We start from the raw sequence: 16,272 nt of genomic DNA, 5'->3' as shown, positions 1-16,272 counted from the left end.
GCGCTTTGGTGCTGACAAAATCCTTGCCCGTGTTGGGGTCGAGCACACCTTGCAGGGCGCTCAGGATTGCCTGTTGTTCTACCGCCATGGGGGAAAGTCTCCGATTGAAAGCTGACAAGGCAGCCGCAGCCGCTCCATTGCCACCGAGTCTAACGCCGCAGCGCCGGCCTCTGGGCGCATGGGGCGCAGAGACCCTGCTGCGCCCGGGAGACTTAAAATCGCCGGTTAGCCTCCAAAGCCACAAAGCCCCTCTATGTCCCAGCGCCGCCTTTTTGTCACCACCGCCCTGCCGTATGCCAACGGCAATTTCCACATCGGCCACATCATGGAGTACATCCAGGCCGACATCTGGGTGCGCTTCCAGCGCATGCAGGGCCATGCGGTGAACTTTGTCGGCGCCGACGATGCCCACGGCGCGCCCATCATGATTGCCGCCGACAAGGCTGGCAAAACGCCGCAGCAGTTTGTGGCCGACATCGCCGCCGGCCGCAAGCCCTATCTGGACGGCTTTCACATCAGCTTTGACAACTGGCATTCGACCGACGGGCCGGAGAACCACCAGCTTGCGCAGCAGATTTACCTGGACCTCAAAAAGGCCGGACTGATCGAAACAAAAACAATTGAACAGTTCTTTGACCCGGAAAAGAACATGTTCCTGCCAGATCGCTACATCAAGGGCACCTGCCCCAAGTGCGGCGCAAAGGATCAGTACGGTGACAACTGCGAAAACTGCGGTGCGGTGTATGCGCCTACGGATTTGATCAACCCGTATTCGGCTTTGTCGGGCGCAACGCCCGTGCTCAAAAGCTCAGAGCATTTTTTCTTCAAGCTGTCCGACCAGCGCTGCGTGGAGTTTCTTGAAAAGTGGACGCAGGACGGCAAGTTGCAACCCGAGGTGGCCAACAAGGTCAAGGAGTGGTTCAGCGTTCGCACGAATCCCGACAGCACAAAAAGCGAAGGTCTGGGCGACTGGGACATCTCGCGGGACGCGCCCTACTTCGGCATCGAGATCCCCGACGCGCCAGGCAAGTATTTTTATGTGTGGCTGGACGCGCCGGTCGGCTACCTCGCCTCGCTGAAAAACCTGCTCGACAAGCGCGGCGAGGACTACGACGCCTACATGGCCGACCCCAAGCTGGAGCAGTACCACTTCATCGGCAAGGACATCGTCACCTTCCACACCCTGTTCTGGCCCGCCATGCTGCATTTCAGCGGCCGCAAGACACCGGACAACGTGTTTGTGCATGGCTTCCTGACCGTGAACAACGGCCAAAAGATGAGCAAAAGCCGCGGCACTGGTCTGGACCCGCTCAAGTACCTGAGCCTGGGTATGAACCCGGAGTGGCTGCGTTATTACCTGGCGGCCAAGCTGAACGCGAAGAACGAAGACATCGACTTCAATGCGGATGACTTCATGGCGCGGGTGAACAGTGATTTGATTGGCAAGTACGTCAACATTGCGTCACGCGCGGCACCGTTACTACATAAAAACTTTGAGGGGAAGATCAGCGATTTGAAATTGAGCGGAGCGGGTACGCACGGCGTTTTGAAGCAAGTGGAAGCCGCTGAACACGAAATTGCTGCTCTTTACGAATCGCGAGATTTTGGCAAGGTCACCAAAATCGTAATGTCCTTGGCAGACGTGGTGAACAAGTATGTTCATGAGCAGGCCCCTTGGGACATGCTTAAAAAGTCGCCTCAGTCGCCTGGTGCGCATGAGGTTTTAAGTGTTGCGCTCGAATCATTTCGGATTCTCACGATCTATCTCAGTCCAATACTGCCCAATGTGGCCGAAAGGGCCTTGGCATTTCTAAAAGCATCTACCAGCTTATGGGGTGCCATTCACCGTCCATTGACATCATCACGACCCGCTGACGAATCAATCCTCGCTTACCAACACCTTATGCAGCGCGTCACCCCCGATCAACTTGATGCACTGTTTGAACCCCCAGCCCAAGCAGAATCAGTGCAAGCAGCTACTCAATTAATAGCAAACGCCGGCGGAGAGCCCTCACCCCAACCCTCTCCCGACGGGAGAGGGAGCAAGCCGGGCGGCGAAGCCATCGCCCCCACCATCACCATCGATGACTTCGCGAAGATCGACCTGCGCATTGCGCTCATCGTCAACTGCGAAGCGGTCGAGGGCTCGGTCAAGCTGCTGCGCCTGACGCTCGACGTTGGCGAGGGGAAAACCCGCAACGTCTTCAGCGGCATCGCCAGTGCCTACAAACCGGAAGACCTGATCGGCAAACACACGGTGATGGTCGCCAACCTGGCACCGCGCAAGATGAAGTTCGGCGTCAGCGAAGGCATGGTTCTGGCCGCCAGCCATGCCGACGACAAAGCCGCACCCGGCATCTTTGTACTGGAGCCGTGGCCGGGCGCCACACCGGGCATGCGCGTCAGCTAAGAAAACGCAGCGCTTTGCCCGGCCGCGCCGCCAGCTCGGCAACCACCCCTTCCAGCGTCTGAAGCAAAGCCTCTGCATCCTCCGTATTGAAAGGTGCTGCGGCAATGCCCAGTTTGAGCTGCAACACAGCGCTCGGGGGTAACACGCCGCTGGGGGCCAGACCGCGCGCAACCAGCCGCTGGCCGATGGTCGAGATGTCGTCGCGCTCCATCCGTCCCTGCAAAATCAGCACAAAATCACCGTCGCGGTGCCGGGCCACCAAGTCGCCTTTCCTGACGACCTGGCTGATGCAGGCGCCCGCATGGACCAATGCCATCTGCGCCACCTGCAAGCCGTATTCAGCGCGGATGTCATGAATATTGCCGACACGCACACGCAGCACCACACCGGCGCCGGGGTCGCGCTGCTGGTGCTCCAGCAAATGCGCCAGGCGCTGCAGCATGACCTGGTGGTTGGCCACACCCGTGAGCGGGTCGGCCCTGGCCATGGCGCCTACGCGGGCCCGGGTTTGACGCTGTTCACGGTTGCGCAGATACAGGGCGACCAGAAGCAGCGGAATCTCGACAGCGGCGCCCAGCTGTGCGCCGTATTGCGTCATAAAGGAAACAGGCAGCAGTTGCATGTTGCGCAGGATGGGAAACACCGACCCTGCCAGCAGGGCCAGCATGCCCGCCAGAACCCACAGGCCCACTTGAGGAATGCGCCAGGCGTACCAGAGCCCAACACCCAGATAGACAGCAAAACTGGCGAGGTAGTAAGGGCTGCTGATGGCAAAAAATGGATCGCGCCCGATCAACAGGAAGCCCAGGGCCAGCCCGGCACCGGCTGCAGCCATCGCAAGCATCAGGCGGGTGGCCCAGCGGGCGCCGCGCTCAAGCACCAGTTCACGGATGAAAAGATGGCCCAGCGCCGCCCCGGTGGCGGGCATGACATTGGATGCGGCGTCGTTCCACCAGGCGTTGCCGGGCCACAGATACTCACCGGCCAGGCCGGTCAGCGAGAGCTGGCCGAAGGTGACAAACAGCACATAGGCGGCGTAGTAAACATGTATAGAGTCGCGCAGCACATACGCATTGACCGTACAGATCAGAATCACCAGCGCCACCAGCCCGACGTAGGCACCCAGAAAGAAATGCCAGCGTTGGCCCGACTCCTGAAAATCGCGTGCACTCCAGAGCGTCCAGCGCACGCTGATCGGGTGGCTGTGTTGCACGCGCAGGTAGCTGGCACGCGCCTCGCCCGGTTGCAGCGCCAGCTCAAACGCAGGGTGCAGGTAGGGCAGGGGCCACTGCGCCACCGGGATCGAGTCGCCCGAACGCTCGACGCCCCAGCCACCATCGGCCGCAGTCCGGTACAGATCTACCCGGTTCATGCCGGGGTGCGGCAGCGCCAGCACCAGCGGGGTTGGCACAGCGACCGCGGGAAGGGCCAGCCGGTACCACACGGCGGTGCTGCCGCCGGTCGGCATGATGCGCGCGGCGCTGGCGGGCTCGGACTCCCCAAGCGCAAAGCGTTGCTCGATTTGAGCCAGCGTCTGCTGGCCCGACAGATCAATCACCAGCTGGGCAGCGCCCTGCTGGCCCATCCACCCGGGGCTAGCAGCCTGATCGGTCTGCGCAAGCGCGGGAAGGCCCAGCCCGAGCACGCAGGCCGCGATCACCAGACGGCCCAGTTGCCACCCTTGTGCTGCCAGGTCAGGTAACGAGAAACGACTGGGTGAAAGTGGCATGAAGCGTGCGTCTGCGCCTTAAGATGCTGGACAGGTATCTGAAACAAAAAATAGGTAATTACTTTAACAAGAGCCCCCGGTTTTGACCATCCTCCTGTTGAAGGATGACCCGCCGGGCTACCGCTGGATGCTTTTGATGAACTTACCCACTTACCTGGCGCCGTTTCGACCACGCATTGTCCCGGCTCTGAAAAATTACACGCGGGAGCGCTTTGGCAAAGATGTGGGCGCGGGCCTGACCGTGGGCATTGTGGCGTTGCCGCTGGCCATGGCGTTTGCCATTGCTTCGGGCCTGTTGCCGCAAGCGGGCATCTGGACGGCCATCATTGCGGGCGGGCTTATCTCTCTGCTGGGCGGCTCCGCCGTGCAGATTGGTGGGCCTGCAGGCGCCTTCATCGTGATTGTGTACGGCATTGTCGGGCGCTACGGCCTGCCCAATTTGCTGATTTCAACAGCCTGCGCCGGTGTGCTGCTGTTTTTGCTTGGGTTTCTCAAGATGGGCACGCTGGTGCGTTATGTGCCGGTCAGCATTGTGGTGGGGTTTACCAACGGCATTGCGGTGCTGATTGCGCTGTCGCAGCTCAAGGACTTGCTGGGTCTGCAAATTGGCAAGATGCCGGCTGATTTTTTCTCGCAGATCAAGGCCATCAGCCTGAACATCGACTCCCTCAACGCCCATGCGCTGGGCCTGGGCCTGCTGTGTTTTATCGGTCTGATCCTCTGGCCGAAACTGTTTGTCAGCCGTTCCATGACGGCCAACGGCTTCACGGCCCGGCTGATCAGCCGGATACAGGCGGTGGAAGGTGTGCAGTTGCTGCGCGCAACCCGGGCGGTGTCACGCGTGCCCGGCCCCATCGTGGCGCTGACCACGCTGACGGCTTTTTCCTGGCTCCTTACTCTGCCGGTCGAAACCATATGCTCGCGTTTTGGCGGCATTCCGCAGGCCCTGCCCGATTTTGCGTTGCCGGCTTTTTCATGGGACACGGTGCGCCTGTTGCTGCCGCCTACGCTGACCATTGCGATGCTGGGCGCGGTAGAGTCGCTGCTGTGCGCACGCGTGGCCGACCAGCTTTCCGGTCTGCCCAAACACGATCCCAACCAGGAGCTGATGGCGCAGGGCGTGGCGAATTTCATCGTGCCGTTCTTCGGCGGCATGCCGGCCACCGGCACCATTGCCCGCACCGTGACCAATGTGCGTTCAGGGGCCAGTTCGCCCATCGCCGGGCTGGTGCATGCGCTGATGCTGGTCGTGATCGTGCTGGCCGCCGCGCCGCTTGCCATGCATGTGCCGCTGGCGGTGCTGGCGGTGCTGGCGGTGCTGGCCGGCATTTTGCTGCATGTGGCTTGGAACATGGGCGAGTGGCGCGAGTTTGCGCAGATGCGCCAGTACAGCAACCACTACCGGCTGCTGATGCTCGGCACCTTCTTTCTCACGGTGGTGTTTGACCTGACGGTGGCCCTGCAGGTGGGCCTGCTGCTGGCCTGCGTGCTGTTTGTGCGGCGCATGAGTTCGCTGTTTCAGGTGGTTGAAACGGCACGCACCGACGACTCCGTCAACTTCCAGCTCTACGGTTCGCTGTTTTTTGGCGCAGTGGCCAAAATTGACCCGGTGCTGTCGGTGGTTGAAAGCGCGCCGCAAGGCCTGCTGGTGCGTCTGGATGCCCAGTCGCTGCAGTCGCTGGACGCATCGGGTCTGGACGTACTGGGTCAGTTGCACAAGGCTGTCACCCTGCGCGGCGGCCGACTGGTGATTTCCGGGTTGAACGCCCAGCCACGCGCGGTGATGGAGCGCTCGGGCTTTCTGGCCAAAATGGAAGCGGCCTGAAACGCTATAAAAAACAGAGCAACACACGCCGTTCCGTCGAGGACATGCAGCAGATTTGGCCTGTGCAGCAGAAGGTCTTTCCCGAAAGAATCCAGAAAAAACAGGGGAAAAACCGTTGCGGGGTGGCGGCCCGGTAAAATTACATCCCTCAACGTTTCAGGCAGTTTTATCCCATGTCCTTCTTCGCCCGGCCCCACTACACCTCGGAAGCAACCCAGTTCATCAACGAGCTGAAGGCGAAAAAGCCCACACTGGAGGCCGAACAGCGCCAGGGGCGCGCCCTGTTGTGGGACAAAAAGCTGGTCGCCACAGAACAGGCCGATTACCTGGACGCTGGCGTTGCGCAGCAAGCCTATGTGTACGGTACCAGCGGACACCCGAACAGCAAATAGCCGAAGAATAGTAATCAAAAAAGGCCTGTAGCCCTTACTGGCTTTGCCTAAACAGCTATTAAATCAATAGCTGCTACCGACCTGTCCAATCCCCATGACAAGCATCACAGAACTTCCGCCCGCCGAGCCTGGTCTGCCGCCCGGGGTTTTGGCGCTGGCGAGCATGCCGGGGGTGATCGACCAGGTGGCACTGGCCCGCCTGTACGGCGAGCCGCTGTTTGCGATGCCGCAGGATTTGTACATCCCGCCGGACGCGCTTCAGGTCTTTCTGGAGGCCTTCGAAGGCCCGCTGGACTTGCTGCTGTACCTGATCCGCAAGCAGAACTTCAATATTCTTGACATCCCGATGGCGGCAGTCACGCGCCAGTACCTGGTGTATGTCGATGAAATCCGCAGCACCAACCTGGAGCTGGCCGCCGAGTACCTGCTGATGGCCGCCATGCTGATCGAGATCAAGTCACGCATGCTGCTGCCGCCAAAAAAGGTGGCTGAGGGCCAGGAGCCGGAAGACCCGCGCACCGAGCTGGTGCGGCGCCTGCTGGAGTACGAGCAGATCAAGCTGGCTGCGCACAAGCTCAATGAAATTCCACAGTTCGGCCGCGACTTCCTGCGCGCGCAGGTCTACGTGGAGCAGGCGCTGCAGCCGCGTTTTCCCGACGTCACCGTGGTGGACCTGCAGGAAGCCTGGCAGGGCATCGTCAAACGCGCGCGGCTGGTGCAGCACCATGTGATCTCCAGGGAGGAGCTCTCGGTGCGCGAGCATATGAGCATCGTGCTGCGCAAGCTGCAAGGCAAGAAGTTTGTCGAGTTTGAAGACCTGTTTGACCCGACACGCGGCATGCCGGTGCTGGTGGTCACCTTCATCGCGCTGCTGGAGCTTTCCAAGGAAGGCCTGCTCGACGTGACGCAGGCCGAAGCCTATGCGCCTATTTACGTGCGGCTGGCTTACACGCCGACCTGACCCCGTGCAATAGCAGGGTCGCCAGCCCCGCCGACCGTCACGCGCCTTTGTCTCTGGTGCCAGGGGTATCACGACCGACCGTTTTAAATTGATAACTAATCAGTTTTATCCAAAATATCAACCGGTAGCTAAATCATAATTTTAGTTACTTGATCACTGGTGCGCGACGTGGTGTCCTACAGTTTTTATCAAAAATTACAGACATGATGGCTTGAACTTCAGGTGATTCATCATGACTTTGCAGACATCCCGAAAGACCTTTACTGCCTCTTGCCTGGCACCCCCCCCCGCAACCGTGAGAAAAATCGCAATCCTCTCCCGACCGTCCTCGCAAAAGGGGTGCTCCCTTTCGCGCTACTTGCGCTGAGCCAGGGCATCCTGGCCCAGCAGCTTCCTGGGGCTGGCAGCCAGATTCAGCAGCTTCCACCTGTCCCTGTTCCGCAGAAGGCGCTGCCGGAAATCCGCATCCAGGAGAGCACGGCACCTGCCAGATCCGCGCCCAGCACCACGAAAATTCTGGTCAGAAGCCTGCAGGTGACGGGCTCCCGCGTTTTTTCCGAAGCCGAGCTTCTGGCGCTCACAGGCTTTGTGGCTAATACCGAGCTGACACTGGCCGAGCTGCAGGCCATGGCCAACCGGATCACTAACCATTACAGAAAAAACGGCTACTTTGTCGCCCGCGCCTACTTGCCGGCGCAAGACGTCAAAGACAACGCCCTCATCATTGCAGTCAGCGAAGGGCAATACGGCAAGATCGCCCTGAACAATCAGACCAACCTGTCCGATGCCTTGGTCCTCAACATCCTGAGCGGCGTCAACAGCGGCGACCCCATCACCAACGACACTCTGGAGAGCCGGCTGCTACTGCTTTCGGACCTGCCTGGCGTCAATATCAAGTCAACACTGGTGCCGGGTGACACGCCCGGCAGCTCCGACCTGATGGTCGATATCACGCCGGGCAAGCGCGTCAGCGGCAGCGTCGACGTGGACAACGCCGGTAACTACTATACGGGCGAATATCGCCTGGGCGGTACGGTCAATTTCAACAACCTGCTGGGCCGGGGCGACGTCTTCAGCCTGCGGGCAGTGACCGCAGGTTCGGGGCTCAACTATGGACGCGCGTCCTACCAGATGCAGTTCGGCAAGGCGACAGCCGGTGTTGCCTACAGCCGGCTGGCCTATGAGCTGGGCAAGGAATTTACCCCCCTGCAAGCCAATGGCACGGCCGAAATCGCCAGCGTTTACGGCAGCTACCCGCTGATCCGCTCACGCAGAACCAACCTGAACGCGGGCCTCAGCTACGACCACCGGACTTTCCAGGACCGGGTCGACGTGATTCCTTCGGTCGTTGACAAGAAGGCCAACGTTGTCACCGGCAGCCTGTATGGCAACCACGCTGACAACCTGGGCGGTGGCGGCGTCAGCGCTTTCTCGCTCGCGCTGTCTGCGGGCAACCTGGACATTGAAACTCCGGCCGAATTGGCCGCAGATGCTGCCAGCGCCCGCACCAACGGCTCTTACGGCAAGCTTGCTTTCAGTGCCAGCCGGCTGCAGCGCGTCACCGACACACTGTCTCTTTTCGCCGGTATCAATGGACAGCTCGCGTCGAAAAACCTGGATTCCTCGGAGAAGATGGTGCTGGGCGGGATGGATGGTGTCAGGGCCTACCCGCATGGCGAAGCTTTCGGCGACCATGGCTACCTGGTCAATCTGGAAGCCCGTTTGCGCCTGCCAAAACCGGACAGTGTGCCCGGTCAGTTGCACCTGATCGGCTTTGTGGACGGGGGCAGCGTGACCATCAACAAGAACCCCTGGGCCGCAGGCAATAACCACCGCAACCTCAGTGCCTATGGCGTCGGACTGACCTGGGGCGAGCCCGGCAATTTTGCGATCAGAACTTATTACGCACGCAAGCTTGGCGATTCGGCAGCCACTTCGGCGCCCGACAAATCGGGACGGTTCTGGATCCAGGCCGTCAAGTATTTCTAAGCGCAGCAGACAGACCGCCCGAACCGAACAAGCTTTGAAGGACACCTCATGAACCGCATTTACAAAACCATCTGGAGCGACAGCTCTGGCGCCTGCATCGCCGTTGCCGAGAACGCGGGAAGCAAGGGCCGGACAAAATCGTCCTGCGAGGGCACAGGTCGCCCCCGCTTTGTCGTGAACCTGCTGTCAGCGTGTCTGATGCTCGCTTTCGGGACCATTGCCCAAGCCCTGCCCGCCAATGGCACGGTGACAGCCGGCTCAGCCACCATCAGCAGCACGGCATCGACCACAACGATTAACCAGTCCACGGCCAACGCGGTGATCAACTGGCAAAGTTTCGGCATGGGTGCCGGGCAAACCGTGCAGTTTGTCCAGCCTGGTAGCAACTCCGTTGCCCTCAACCGCGTCCTTGGGACTGCGGCGTCCGGCATCCTCGGCAACCTGTCCGCCAACGGCAAGGTCTTCCTGCTGAACCCCAACGGCATCCTGTTCGGCAGCGGCGCGCAAGTCAATGTCGGTGGCCTTGCGGCCTCAACCATGAGCCTCAGCAATACGAAATTCATGTCCGGGGACTACAGTTTTACAAATGCCGGAAACGGCACCGTTGTGAACCAAGGCACGATCAACGCGGCCGAAGGCGGGTATGTGGCCTTGATGGGCAAAACGGTCATCAACCAGGGCGTGATCACCGCGCGCCTGGGAACCGTGGCACTGGTCGGTGGCCAGGCGGCCACACTCGATCTGGCGGGCGACGGGATGCTCAATGTCTCAGTGGCCCAGGGTGCGGTCAACGCGCTGGTTGAAAACGGCGGACTGATCCGCGCCGACGGCGGGCGTGTCGTGCTAAGCACCCAGGCCGCCGGTAGCCTGCTGCACACCGCAGTGAACAATACCGGGGTCATTCAGGCACAGACCATCGAAAGCCGCAACGGCACCATTGTGTTGCTGGGCGATATGGTCACAGGCACGATGGATGTGGGCGGCACGCTGGACGCCAGCGCACCGAACGGCGGCAAGGGCGGGTTTATCGAGACTTCGGCGGCAAACGTGACCATCAGGGACAACGTCCGTGTCACCACCGCCGCAGCGCAAGGCCTCACGGGTACCTGGCTGATCGATCCACAGGACTTCATCATCGGCGCTGGTGGCAACATCGCGGGCGCCACACTTTCGGACCAACTGGTCACCAACAACATCACCATCACCACGGCAACTGGACCCGGCAACGGCGACATTTTCGTCAATGACGCGGTCAGCTGGACGGCCAGCGGCGCCCCGACAACCCTGACCTTGCTTGCTGACCGGGACACCAACATCAATGCGGCAGTGACTGCCGTCGATGGAAACTTTTCAGTGTGCTGCGGACGCGACATCAACGTGAACGCGCCCATTACGACCACCAGAGGAAGCGTTTTATTGGCCGCCGGACGCAATGTGAACCAGAACGCGGCCATGACAACCACCGACGGGAACATCATGATGTGCGCGGCAAATGATGTGAGCATCAGCGCGGCATTGACACTGACGAGAGGAACTTCCATCCCCACCCGGAGCCTCGGCCTGCCGCTTGGCCTGACACTCAGTGCGGACACGGATGGCACAGGACCCGGTGTCTCCGGCGGCACCGTGGTCTTCGCTGCGCTTGCGCCCAAGACCGCCGTCACCGTTGCGCCGGTCACGATTACCTACAACCCGGTCTCGTACACCACGCCGACGGATTATTCGACCAAGTTTACCTTGACCGAAGGCGCCACGCTGACGCAACGCATGCTGGTAGTCCCCGGAGGAGGGGACAAGGCCTTTGACGGTACGACCACGACAACCCTCTCATTTTTGAAGGGAACCCCTGCGGGCGTCACCTTGGTTGGTCCTGGTATCGCTAATTTCGATACCTCGGCCGTAGGAACGAACAAGACCATCACCTTCAGCGGCTTTACCCTTGCTGGTGCAGACGCCGGGCAATATGCCCTCCCGGTTTCTTGCTGCGCGCCGGTTCTTCAGAGAACAACTGGGGAGATCACCGCGGCGATCGTCCCGCCACCACCTCCACCTCCACCGCCACCGCCACCTCCACCACCACCTCCACCACCACCACCGCCACCGCCACCGCCACCGGTTGTTGTGCCACCAGTTGTAGTACCGATACCACCACCGGATGTAATAACGGATGTAGTACCGGATGTAGAAGTGCCACACTTCGAAATACCGCTGATTGCCACACCGCTGGTTGCCACGCCGCTGCTTAGAGTGTCGCTTGCAGCGCCACCGTCGGTCGTGCTGGTTGTCGCGCCTCCACCCGAGACGCTGGTTGTCGTGCCACCCGAGAAGCCAGTTGCAGTCCCGCCGCCACCGCCACCCTACGTCGCGCCGCCATATGTACCCAAACCAGCGCGTAACTGAACATCAAGGCGCAGCTTGTGGCCCCTCCAATATCCGTCGTCTACCCCCCTAGGGTGGGTCCGCGTCCGTGTGGACCTGCAGAACAGGCCGGCTTGACAAGCGACCCACGTCGTTGCGGTCCGGCTGGTTGGGGCTTGTTGCTGGTCCTGCTGGCGGTGCATTTCGCCGGCCCCGGTGCCTTTGCCGCCGGGGCTGACGGCCGACCTTCAGGTGCGGTTTCCATTGCTGCAAATCCATCTCCGGTGGCCAGCGCCATCGTTCCAGCGCAGGCCGGGTGGGCCCATCAACCCAAACGTGCCTCTTTGGGCAAGGAGGCAGCCTCCCTGGAGACTTTGCACGTCGCCCACTGGGTGGTCGACTCCGGTGACAACCAGAACATGCCCTTCATGATTGTGGACAAGGTCAACGCCAGAGTGCTGATGTTCGATGCCGGTGGGCAGCTTCAAGGCGCAGCGCCTGCTTTACTCGGGCTGGCACGTGGCGACGATTCCACACCAGGCATTGGCGACCGCGAGCTATCCGCGATCCTCCCCGAAGAACGCACCACACCGGCAGGCCGTTTTGTCGCGTCTCTGGCTCGCGACCTTCGTGGTGAAGAAATCCTGTGGGTAGACTACAGCACTGCCATCTCGCTACACAAGGTTATCAAGGGCAAGCCCAGCGAACGCCGCGCGCAACGCCTGGACAGCGCGACACCAGAGGACAACCGCATTTCCTATGGCTGCATCAATGTGCCGGTCAAGTTTTACGAGACAGTCGTGCGTCCGGCCTTTACCGGAACAAACGGCGTCGTTTATGTGCTGCCGGAAACCCGGTCGGCTAGCCAGGTTTTCGGTTCTAATGACGTGGAAAAGCACGCACAACTGCAGGTGGCGGAACAAGCTGCGACCCTCCAGACGGCCTCGCCGTCTGCTGCCATCGCGAAATAAACCCGAAGACCGATGCAGCGCCACACTCCGGCGGCGCCTCGGCCGGCGACCGAACGAAGTCACGCGGTGCATTAGAATAACCTTGCTCCGGGGTGCAGCCCGACCATGGTGGTCGGGCTGCTGAGATGGCCAAACCCAAACCCGTGAACTTGAATCGGTTCGTACCGACGTAAGAAGAGCTGACTGTCCCCGGCCCACCGGCTGTCCAGTCACCGACCAACACCACAGCGCTGGTATTGGCCACACCTTCGGAGCATTTTTTGTGTACCCGCACAAGCAAAGGATGCCCCGATGAACGCTCCCGATAAATTTGCCCAATTGCTGTCGTTCACACGCGAACCGTTTCCGGCTTCGCGCAAGATTTATGTACCCGGCCAGGTGCATGCCGACATCCGTGTGCCCATGCGTGAGGTCTTGCTGAGCAACGGCGAGTCCGCCACGCTGTACGACACCTCCGGCCCCTACACCGACCCAAGCGCCGACATCGATGTACGCCGTGGGCTGACCGCGCTGCGCGCGCCGTGGATTGAGGCGCGCGGCGATACCGAGATTTATACAGGCCGCGCCGCTCAAGCCGTCGATGATGGCCCCCGACGAAAGGACCGCACCGACCCTACGGACCCGGAAGCCCAGCGTATCGCTGCCCTGCGCGCCCAGGCTGCCGGCCTGCAACGCACACCGCGCCGCGCCAAAGCCGGCGCCAACGTCAGCCAGATGCATTACGCGCGCCGCGGCATCATCACACCCGAGATGGAATACATCGCGCTGCGTGAGAACACCCAACGCGAATGGATGGCCGAATACCTGGTCGACGCCGAGCGCGCCGCCCGCGTGCGCGGCAACCCCATGGGCGCGCAGTTGCCCGAGTTTGTGACCCCCGAATTTGTGCGCGACGAAGTGGCACGCGGGCGCGCCATCATTCCGGCCAACATCAACCACCCTGAAGTCGAACCGATGATCATCGGCCGCAACTTTCTGGTCAAGATCAACGCCAACATCGGCAACTCGGCCGTCACGTCAAGCATTGATGAAGAGGTCGAAAAACTGGTTTGGGCGATTCGCTGGGGTGCCGACAACGTGATGGATTTGTCGACCGGAAAAAACATCCACACCACGCGCGACTGGATCATCCGCAACTCGCCGGTACCGATTGGCACGGTGCCGATCTACCAGGCGCTTGAAAAGGTCGGCGGCGTCGCCGAAGACCTGAGCTGGGAGATTTACCGCGACACGCTGATCGAGCAGGCCGAGCAGGGTGTGGACTACTTCACCATCCATGCTGGCGTGCGCCTGCCCTTTATTCCGATGACGGCCAAGCGCCGCACCGGCATCGTCTCGCGCGGCCGCTCCATCCTGGCCAAGTGGTGCATGTCGCACCACCGGGAAAACTTTCTGTACACGCACTTCGAAGAGATCTGCGAGATCATGAAAGCCTACGACGTGAGTTTTTCGCTGGGCGACGGTCTGCGCCCCGGCTCAGGCGCCGACGCCAACGACGAAGCGCAGTTTGCCGAGCTGCGCACCCTGGGCGAACTGACAAAAATCGCGTGGAAACACGACGTGCAGACCATGATCGAAGGCCCCGGCCATGTGCCCATGCACATGATCCAGGCCAACATGGAAGAGCAACTCAAACATTGTCACGAGGCGCCGTTTTACACGCTGGGCCCGCTGACCATCGACATTGCGCCGGGTTACGACCACATCTCCAGCGCCATCGGTGCAGCCATGATTGGGTGGTTCGGCACGGCCATGCTGTGTTACGTCACGCCCAAGGAACACCTGGGTCTGCCGGACCGCAACGACGTCAAACAGGGCATCATTGCCTACAAAATTGCCGCGCATGCCGCCGACGTGGCCAAGGGGCACCCGGCCTCGCGCGCGCGCGACGAAGCGCTGTCGAAAGCCCGGTTCGAGTTCCGCTGGCACGACCAGTTCAACCTCTCGCTGGACCCAGACACCGCGCGCGAATTTCACGACGAAACCCTGCCCAAGGAAGTCAGCAAGGTGGCGCATTTTTGCTCCATGTGCGGGCCGAAATTCTGCTCGATGAAAATCAGCCAGGAAGTGCGCGAGTTTGCAGCCAGGCAGGGTCTTGACGAAGCCGCGGCGCTACAGGAAGGAATGCAGGCAAAATCGGCCGAGTTCCGCCAAGGCGGTAGCGAAATCTACATCCCCATCCAGAAAATCTAACCCACGCTGAAAAAGGCGGACATCCCCATGCACATCGGCATCGCAGGCGCAGGCCTGCTCGGGCGGCTGCTGGCTTTCAAGCTGGCCGGTAGCGGCCATTCGGTCGAGGTTTTTGACCCTGCCCCAGGGCCGCAAGTACCCGTGGCCGGCCCGCGCGCCGCAGGCTGGACAGCTGCGGGCATGCTGAGCCCGACGGCCGAGCTGGAGTCGGCCGACGACAAGGTGTTTGCGCTGGGCCTGCGCTCGCTGGAACTTTGGCCGGGCATCGTCGCGGCCCTCGGCCAGGCGGTTGAACTGCACCAGCGCGGCAGCCTGCTGCTGGCGCACCGCGGCGATGAAGGCGCAGCCAGACGCGTGGTGGACCTGCTTCAGCACAAGGCGCCGGCCGGCCATGCGCCGCAGGCGCTGGATGCGGCGGCATTGCGCGAGCTGGAGCCCGCACTGCATGGCACGCTGCAAGCCTGGCTGCTGCCCCACGAAGGGCACATCCATGCGGTGCAGGCCATGGCTAGCCTGGCACTGGGTGCCAGCGCCGCAGGGGCGCGCTGGCATTGGGGCGTAACCGTGGACAGTTTGCAAGCTGGCGAAATACACACGGCGCAAGGGGTAGCGAGCTTCGACTGCGTGTTTGACGTGCGCGGCGCCGGTGCCCGGCCAGCCGAGTCAGGCTCCGACGCCGACGCCGGTTTTACCCCGGGTGTGCGCGGCGTGCGTGGCGAAATCATCTGGCTGCACGCACCCGGCGTGGCGCTGCAGCGCCCGCTGCGCCTGCTGCACCCGCGCCACCGCGTGTACCTGGTGCCGCGTGCAGGCGGGCACATCGTGGTCGGCGCCAGCGAGATCGAAAGCGAAGACCGCTCACCGATCTCGCTGCGCAGCATGGTCGAGCTGCTGGCCGCCGCGCACAGCATCATTCCTGAACTGGCCGAGGCACGGGTGGTACATACTGAAACCAATTTGCGCCCCGCCCTGCCCGACAATCTGCCGCGCGTCGAGCAAAGCCCGGGGCTGGTCCGCATCAATGGCCTGTTCCGCCACGGCTGGCTGATTGCGCCGGCGCTGGTCGAGCAAGCGCTGCAAAAACTGACATGACATTGATCAACATCACCTTCAACGGCGAGGCCCGGCAAGTGCCGGACGGCTGTACGCTGGCCCAACTGCTGGAGGCCGGCGGACAGCCTGCAGCCTCGTTTGCCAGCGCCGTCAACGGCGAGTTTGTTGCACGCGATGCGCGCGCAGCCACACCTCTGTCAAACGGCGATGCGGTTTTTACCTTTCAAGCCATCACGGGAGGCTAAGCCATGATGACCCCCACGCTCAGCACTTCGTGTCTTCGCTGCCCCCCGAGGGGGCGCATTTCGCCTTGGGGCGGCCCGGCGGCGAAATATGACCCCCACGCTCAGCACTTCGTGTCTTCGCTGCCCCCCGAGGGGGCGCATTTCGC

The 16,272-nt window shown here is 61.5% G+C and carries 12 protein-coding genes and 1 riboswitch; of the genes, 10 read left to right on the top strand and 2 right to left on the bottom strand.

The window, feature by feature from the left end; all coding sequences use genetic code 11:
- The coding region (locus ACESMT_RS19085) for an iron-sulfur cluster assembly protein (protein WP_372828175.1) at positions 1–88 on the bottom strand (88 nt) is incomplete at its 3' end.
- A gap of 165 nt (positions 89–253) precedes the next feature.
- Between ACESMT_RS19085 and metG the strand changes: the two genes are divergently transcribed.
- Positions 254–2,410: a methionine--tRNA ligase gene (gene metG / locus ACESMT_RS19080; RefSeq protein WP_372828174.1), complete on the top strand. Its 2,157-nt coding sequence runs from the start codon at positions 254–256 to the stop codon at positions 2,408–2,410.
- Here metG and ACESMT_RS19075 read toward each other — a convergent pair.
- Positions 2,403–4,139 carry a 7TM diverse intracellular signaling domain-containing protein gene (locus ACESMT_RS19075; RefSeq protein ID WP_372828173.1) on the bottom strand — a complete coding sequence of 579 codons (1,737 nt, stop codon included), beginning with the start codon at positions 4,137–4,139 and terminating at the stop codon, positions 2,403–2,405. The two genes, metG and ACESMT_RS19075, sit on opposite strands and share 8 nt — an antisense overlap.
- A gap of 136 nt (positions 4,140–4,275) precedes the next feature.
- On the opposite strand from ACESMT_RS19075, the gene ACESMT_RS19070 reads away from it, so the two are divergent.
- From ACESMT_RS19070 to thiS, 9 genes are all read left to right on the top strand, one after another.
- Positions 4,276–5,964: a SulP family inorganic anion transporter gene (locus tag ACESMT_RS19070; protein WP_372828172.1), complete on the top strand. Its 1,689-nt coding sequence runs from the start codon at positions 4,276–4,278 to the stop codon at positions 5,962–5,964.
- A 173-nt stretch (positions 5,965–6,137) separates the two neighbouring features.
- Positions 6,138–6,356, top strand: coding sequence for a DUF3460 family protein (locus tag ACESMT_RS19065; protein WP_372828171.1), 219 nt, complete (start codon positions 6,138–6,140; stop codon positions 6,354–6,356).
- A gap of 94 nt (positions 6,357–6,450) precedes the next feature.
- A complete protein-coding gene (locus tag ACESMT_RS19060; protein ID WP_372828170.1) occupies positions 6,451–7,317 on the top strand; it encodes a ScpA family protein in 867 nt (288 codons plus the stop codon).
- A 339-nt stretch (positions 7,318–7,656) separates the two neighbouring features.
- Positions 7,657–9,306, top strand: a complete 1,650-nt coding sequence (locus tag ACESMT_RS19055; RefSeq protein ID WP_372828169.1) for a ShlB/FhaC/HecB family hemolysin secretion/activation protein — start codon at positions 7,657–7,659, stop codon at positions 9,304–9,306.
- Between the two features lie 48 nt (positions 9,307–9,354).
- Positions 9,355–11,706 (top strand): filamentous hemagglutinin N-terminal domain-containing protein, encoded by a 2,352-nt coding sequence (locus tag ACESMT_RS19050; RefSeq protein WP_372828168.1) that lies wholly within the window; start codon positions 9,355–9,357, stop codon positions 11,704–11,706.
- A 92-nt stretch (positions 11,707–11,798) separates the two neighbouring features.
- Entirely contained in the window at positions 11,799–12,635 is an 837-nt protein-coding gene (locus ACESMT_RS19045; protein WP_372828167.1) for a hypothetical protein, read from the top strand.
- Positions 12,636–12,713: 78 nt separating this feature from the next.
- Positions 12,714–12,828, top strand: a riboswitch (TPP riboswitch).
- A 98-nt stretch (positions 12,829–12,926) separates the two neighbouring features.
- A complete protein-coding gene (thiC, locus tag ACESMT_RS19040; protein ID WP_372828166.1) occupies positions 12,927–14,828 on the top strand; it encodes a phosphomethylpyrimidine synthase ThiC in 1,902 nt (633 codons plus the stop codon).
- A gap of 27 nt (positions 14,829–14,855) precedes the next feature.
- Positions 14,856–15,920 (top strand): glycine oxidase ThiO, encoded by a 1,065-nt coding sequence (gene thiO / locus ACESMT_RS19035; RefSeq protein WP_372828165.1) that lies wholly within the window; start codon positions 14,856–14,858, stop codon positions 15,918–15,920.
- Positions 15,917–16,126 (top strand): sulfur carrier protein ThiS, encoded by a 210-nt coding sequence (gene thiS, locus ACESMT_RS19030; protein ID WP_372828164.1) that lies wholly within the window; start codon positions 15,917–15,919, stop codon positions 16,124–16,126. Before thiO ends, thiS begins: the two co-directional genes overlap by 4 nt.
- Positions 16,127–16,272 lie beyond the last annotated feature (146 nt).

It is taken from the genome of Polaromonas sp. (assembly GCF_041689105.1).
GTDB lineage: Bacteria > Pseudomonadota > Gammaproteobacteria > Burkholderiales > Burkholderiaceae_C > Polaromonas.
This window is presented reverse-complemented; position numbering and strand designations above follow the sequence as displayed.

Bases quoted from the DNA above. Each gene is read 5' to 3' on its own strand.
- metG (WP_372828174.1), top strand. From the start codon at position 254: ATGTCCCAGCGCCGCCTTTTTGTCACCACCGCCCTGCCGTATGCCAAC.
- ACESMT_RS19075 (WP_372828173.1), bottom strand. From the start codon at position 4,139: ATGCCACTTTCACCCAGTCGTTTCTCGTTACCTGACCTGGCAGCACAA.
- ACESMT_RS19070 (WP_372828172.1), top strand. From the start codon at position 4,276: ATGAACTTACCCACTTACCTGGCGCCGTTTCGACCACGCATTGTCCCG.
- ACESMT_RS19065 (WP_372828171.1), top strand. From the start codon at position 6,138: ATGTCCTTCTTCGCCCGGCCCCACTACACCTCGGAAGCAACCCAGTTC.
- ACESMT_RS19060 (WP_372828170.1), top strand. From the start codon at position 6,451: ATGACAAGCATCACAGAACTTCCGCCCGCCGAGCCTGGTCTGCCGCCC.
- ACESMT_RS19050 (WP_372828168.1), top strand. From the start codon at position 9,355: ATGAACCGCATTTACAAAACCATCTGGAGCGACAGCTCTGGCGCCTGC.
- thiC (WP_372828166.1), top strand. From the start codon at position 12,927: ATGAACGCTCCCGATAAATTTGCCCAATTGCTGTCGTTCACACGCGAA.
- thiO (WP_372828165.1), top strand. From the start codon at position 14,856: ATGCACATCGGCATCGCAGGCGCAGGCCTGCTCGGGCGGCTGCTGGCT.
- thiS (WP_372828164.1), top strand. From the start codon at position 15,917: ATGACATTGATCAACATCACCTTCAACGGCGAGGCCCGGCAAGTGCCG.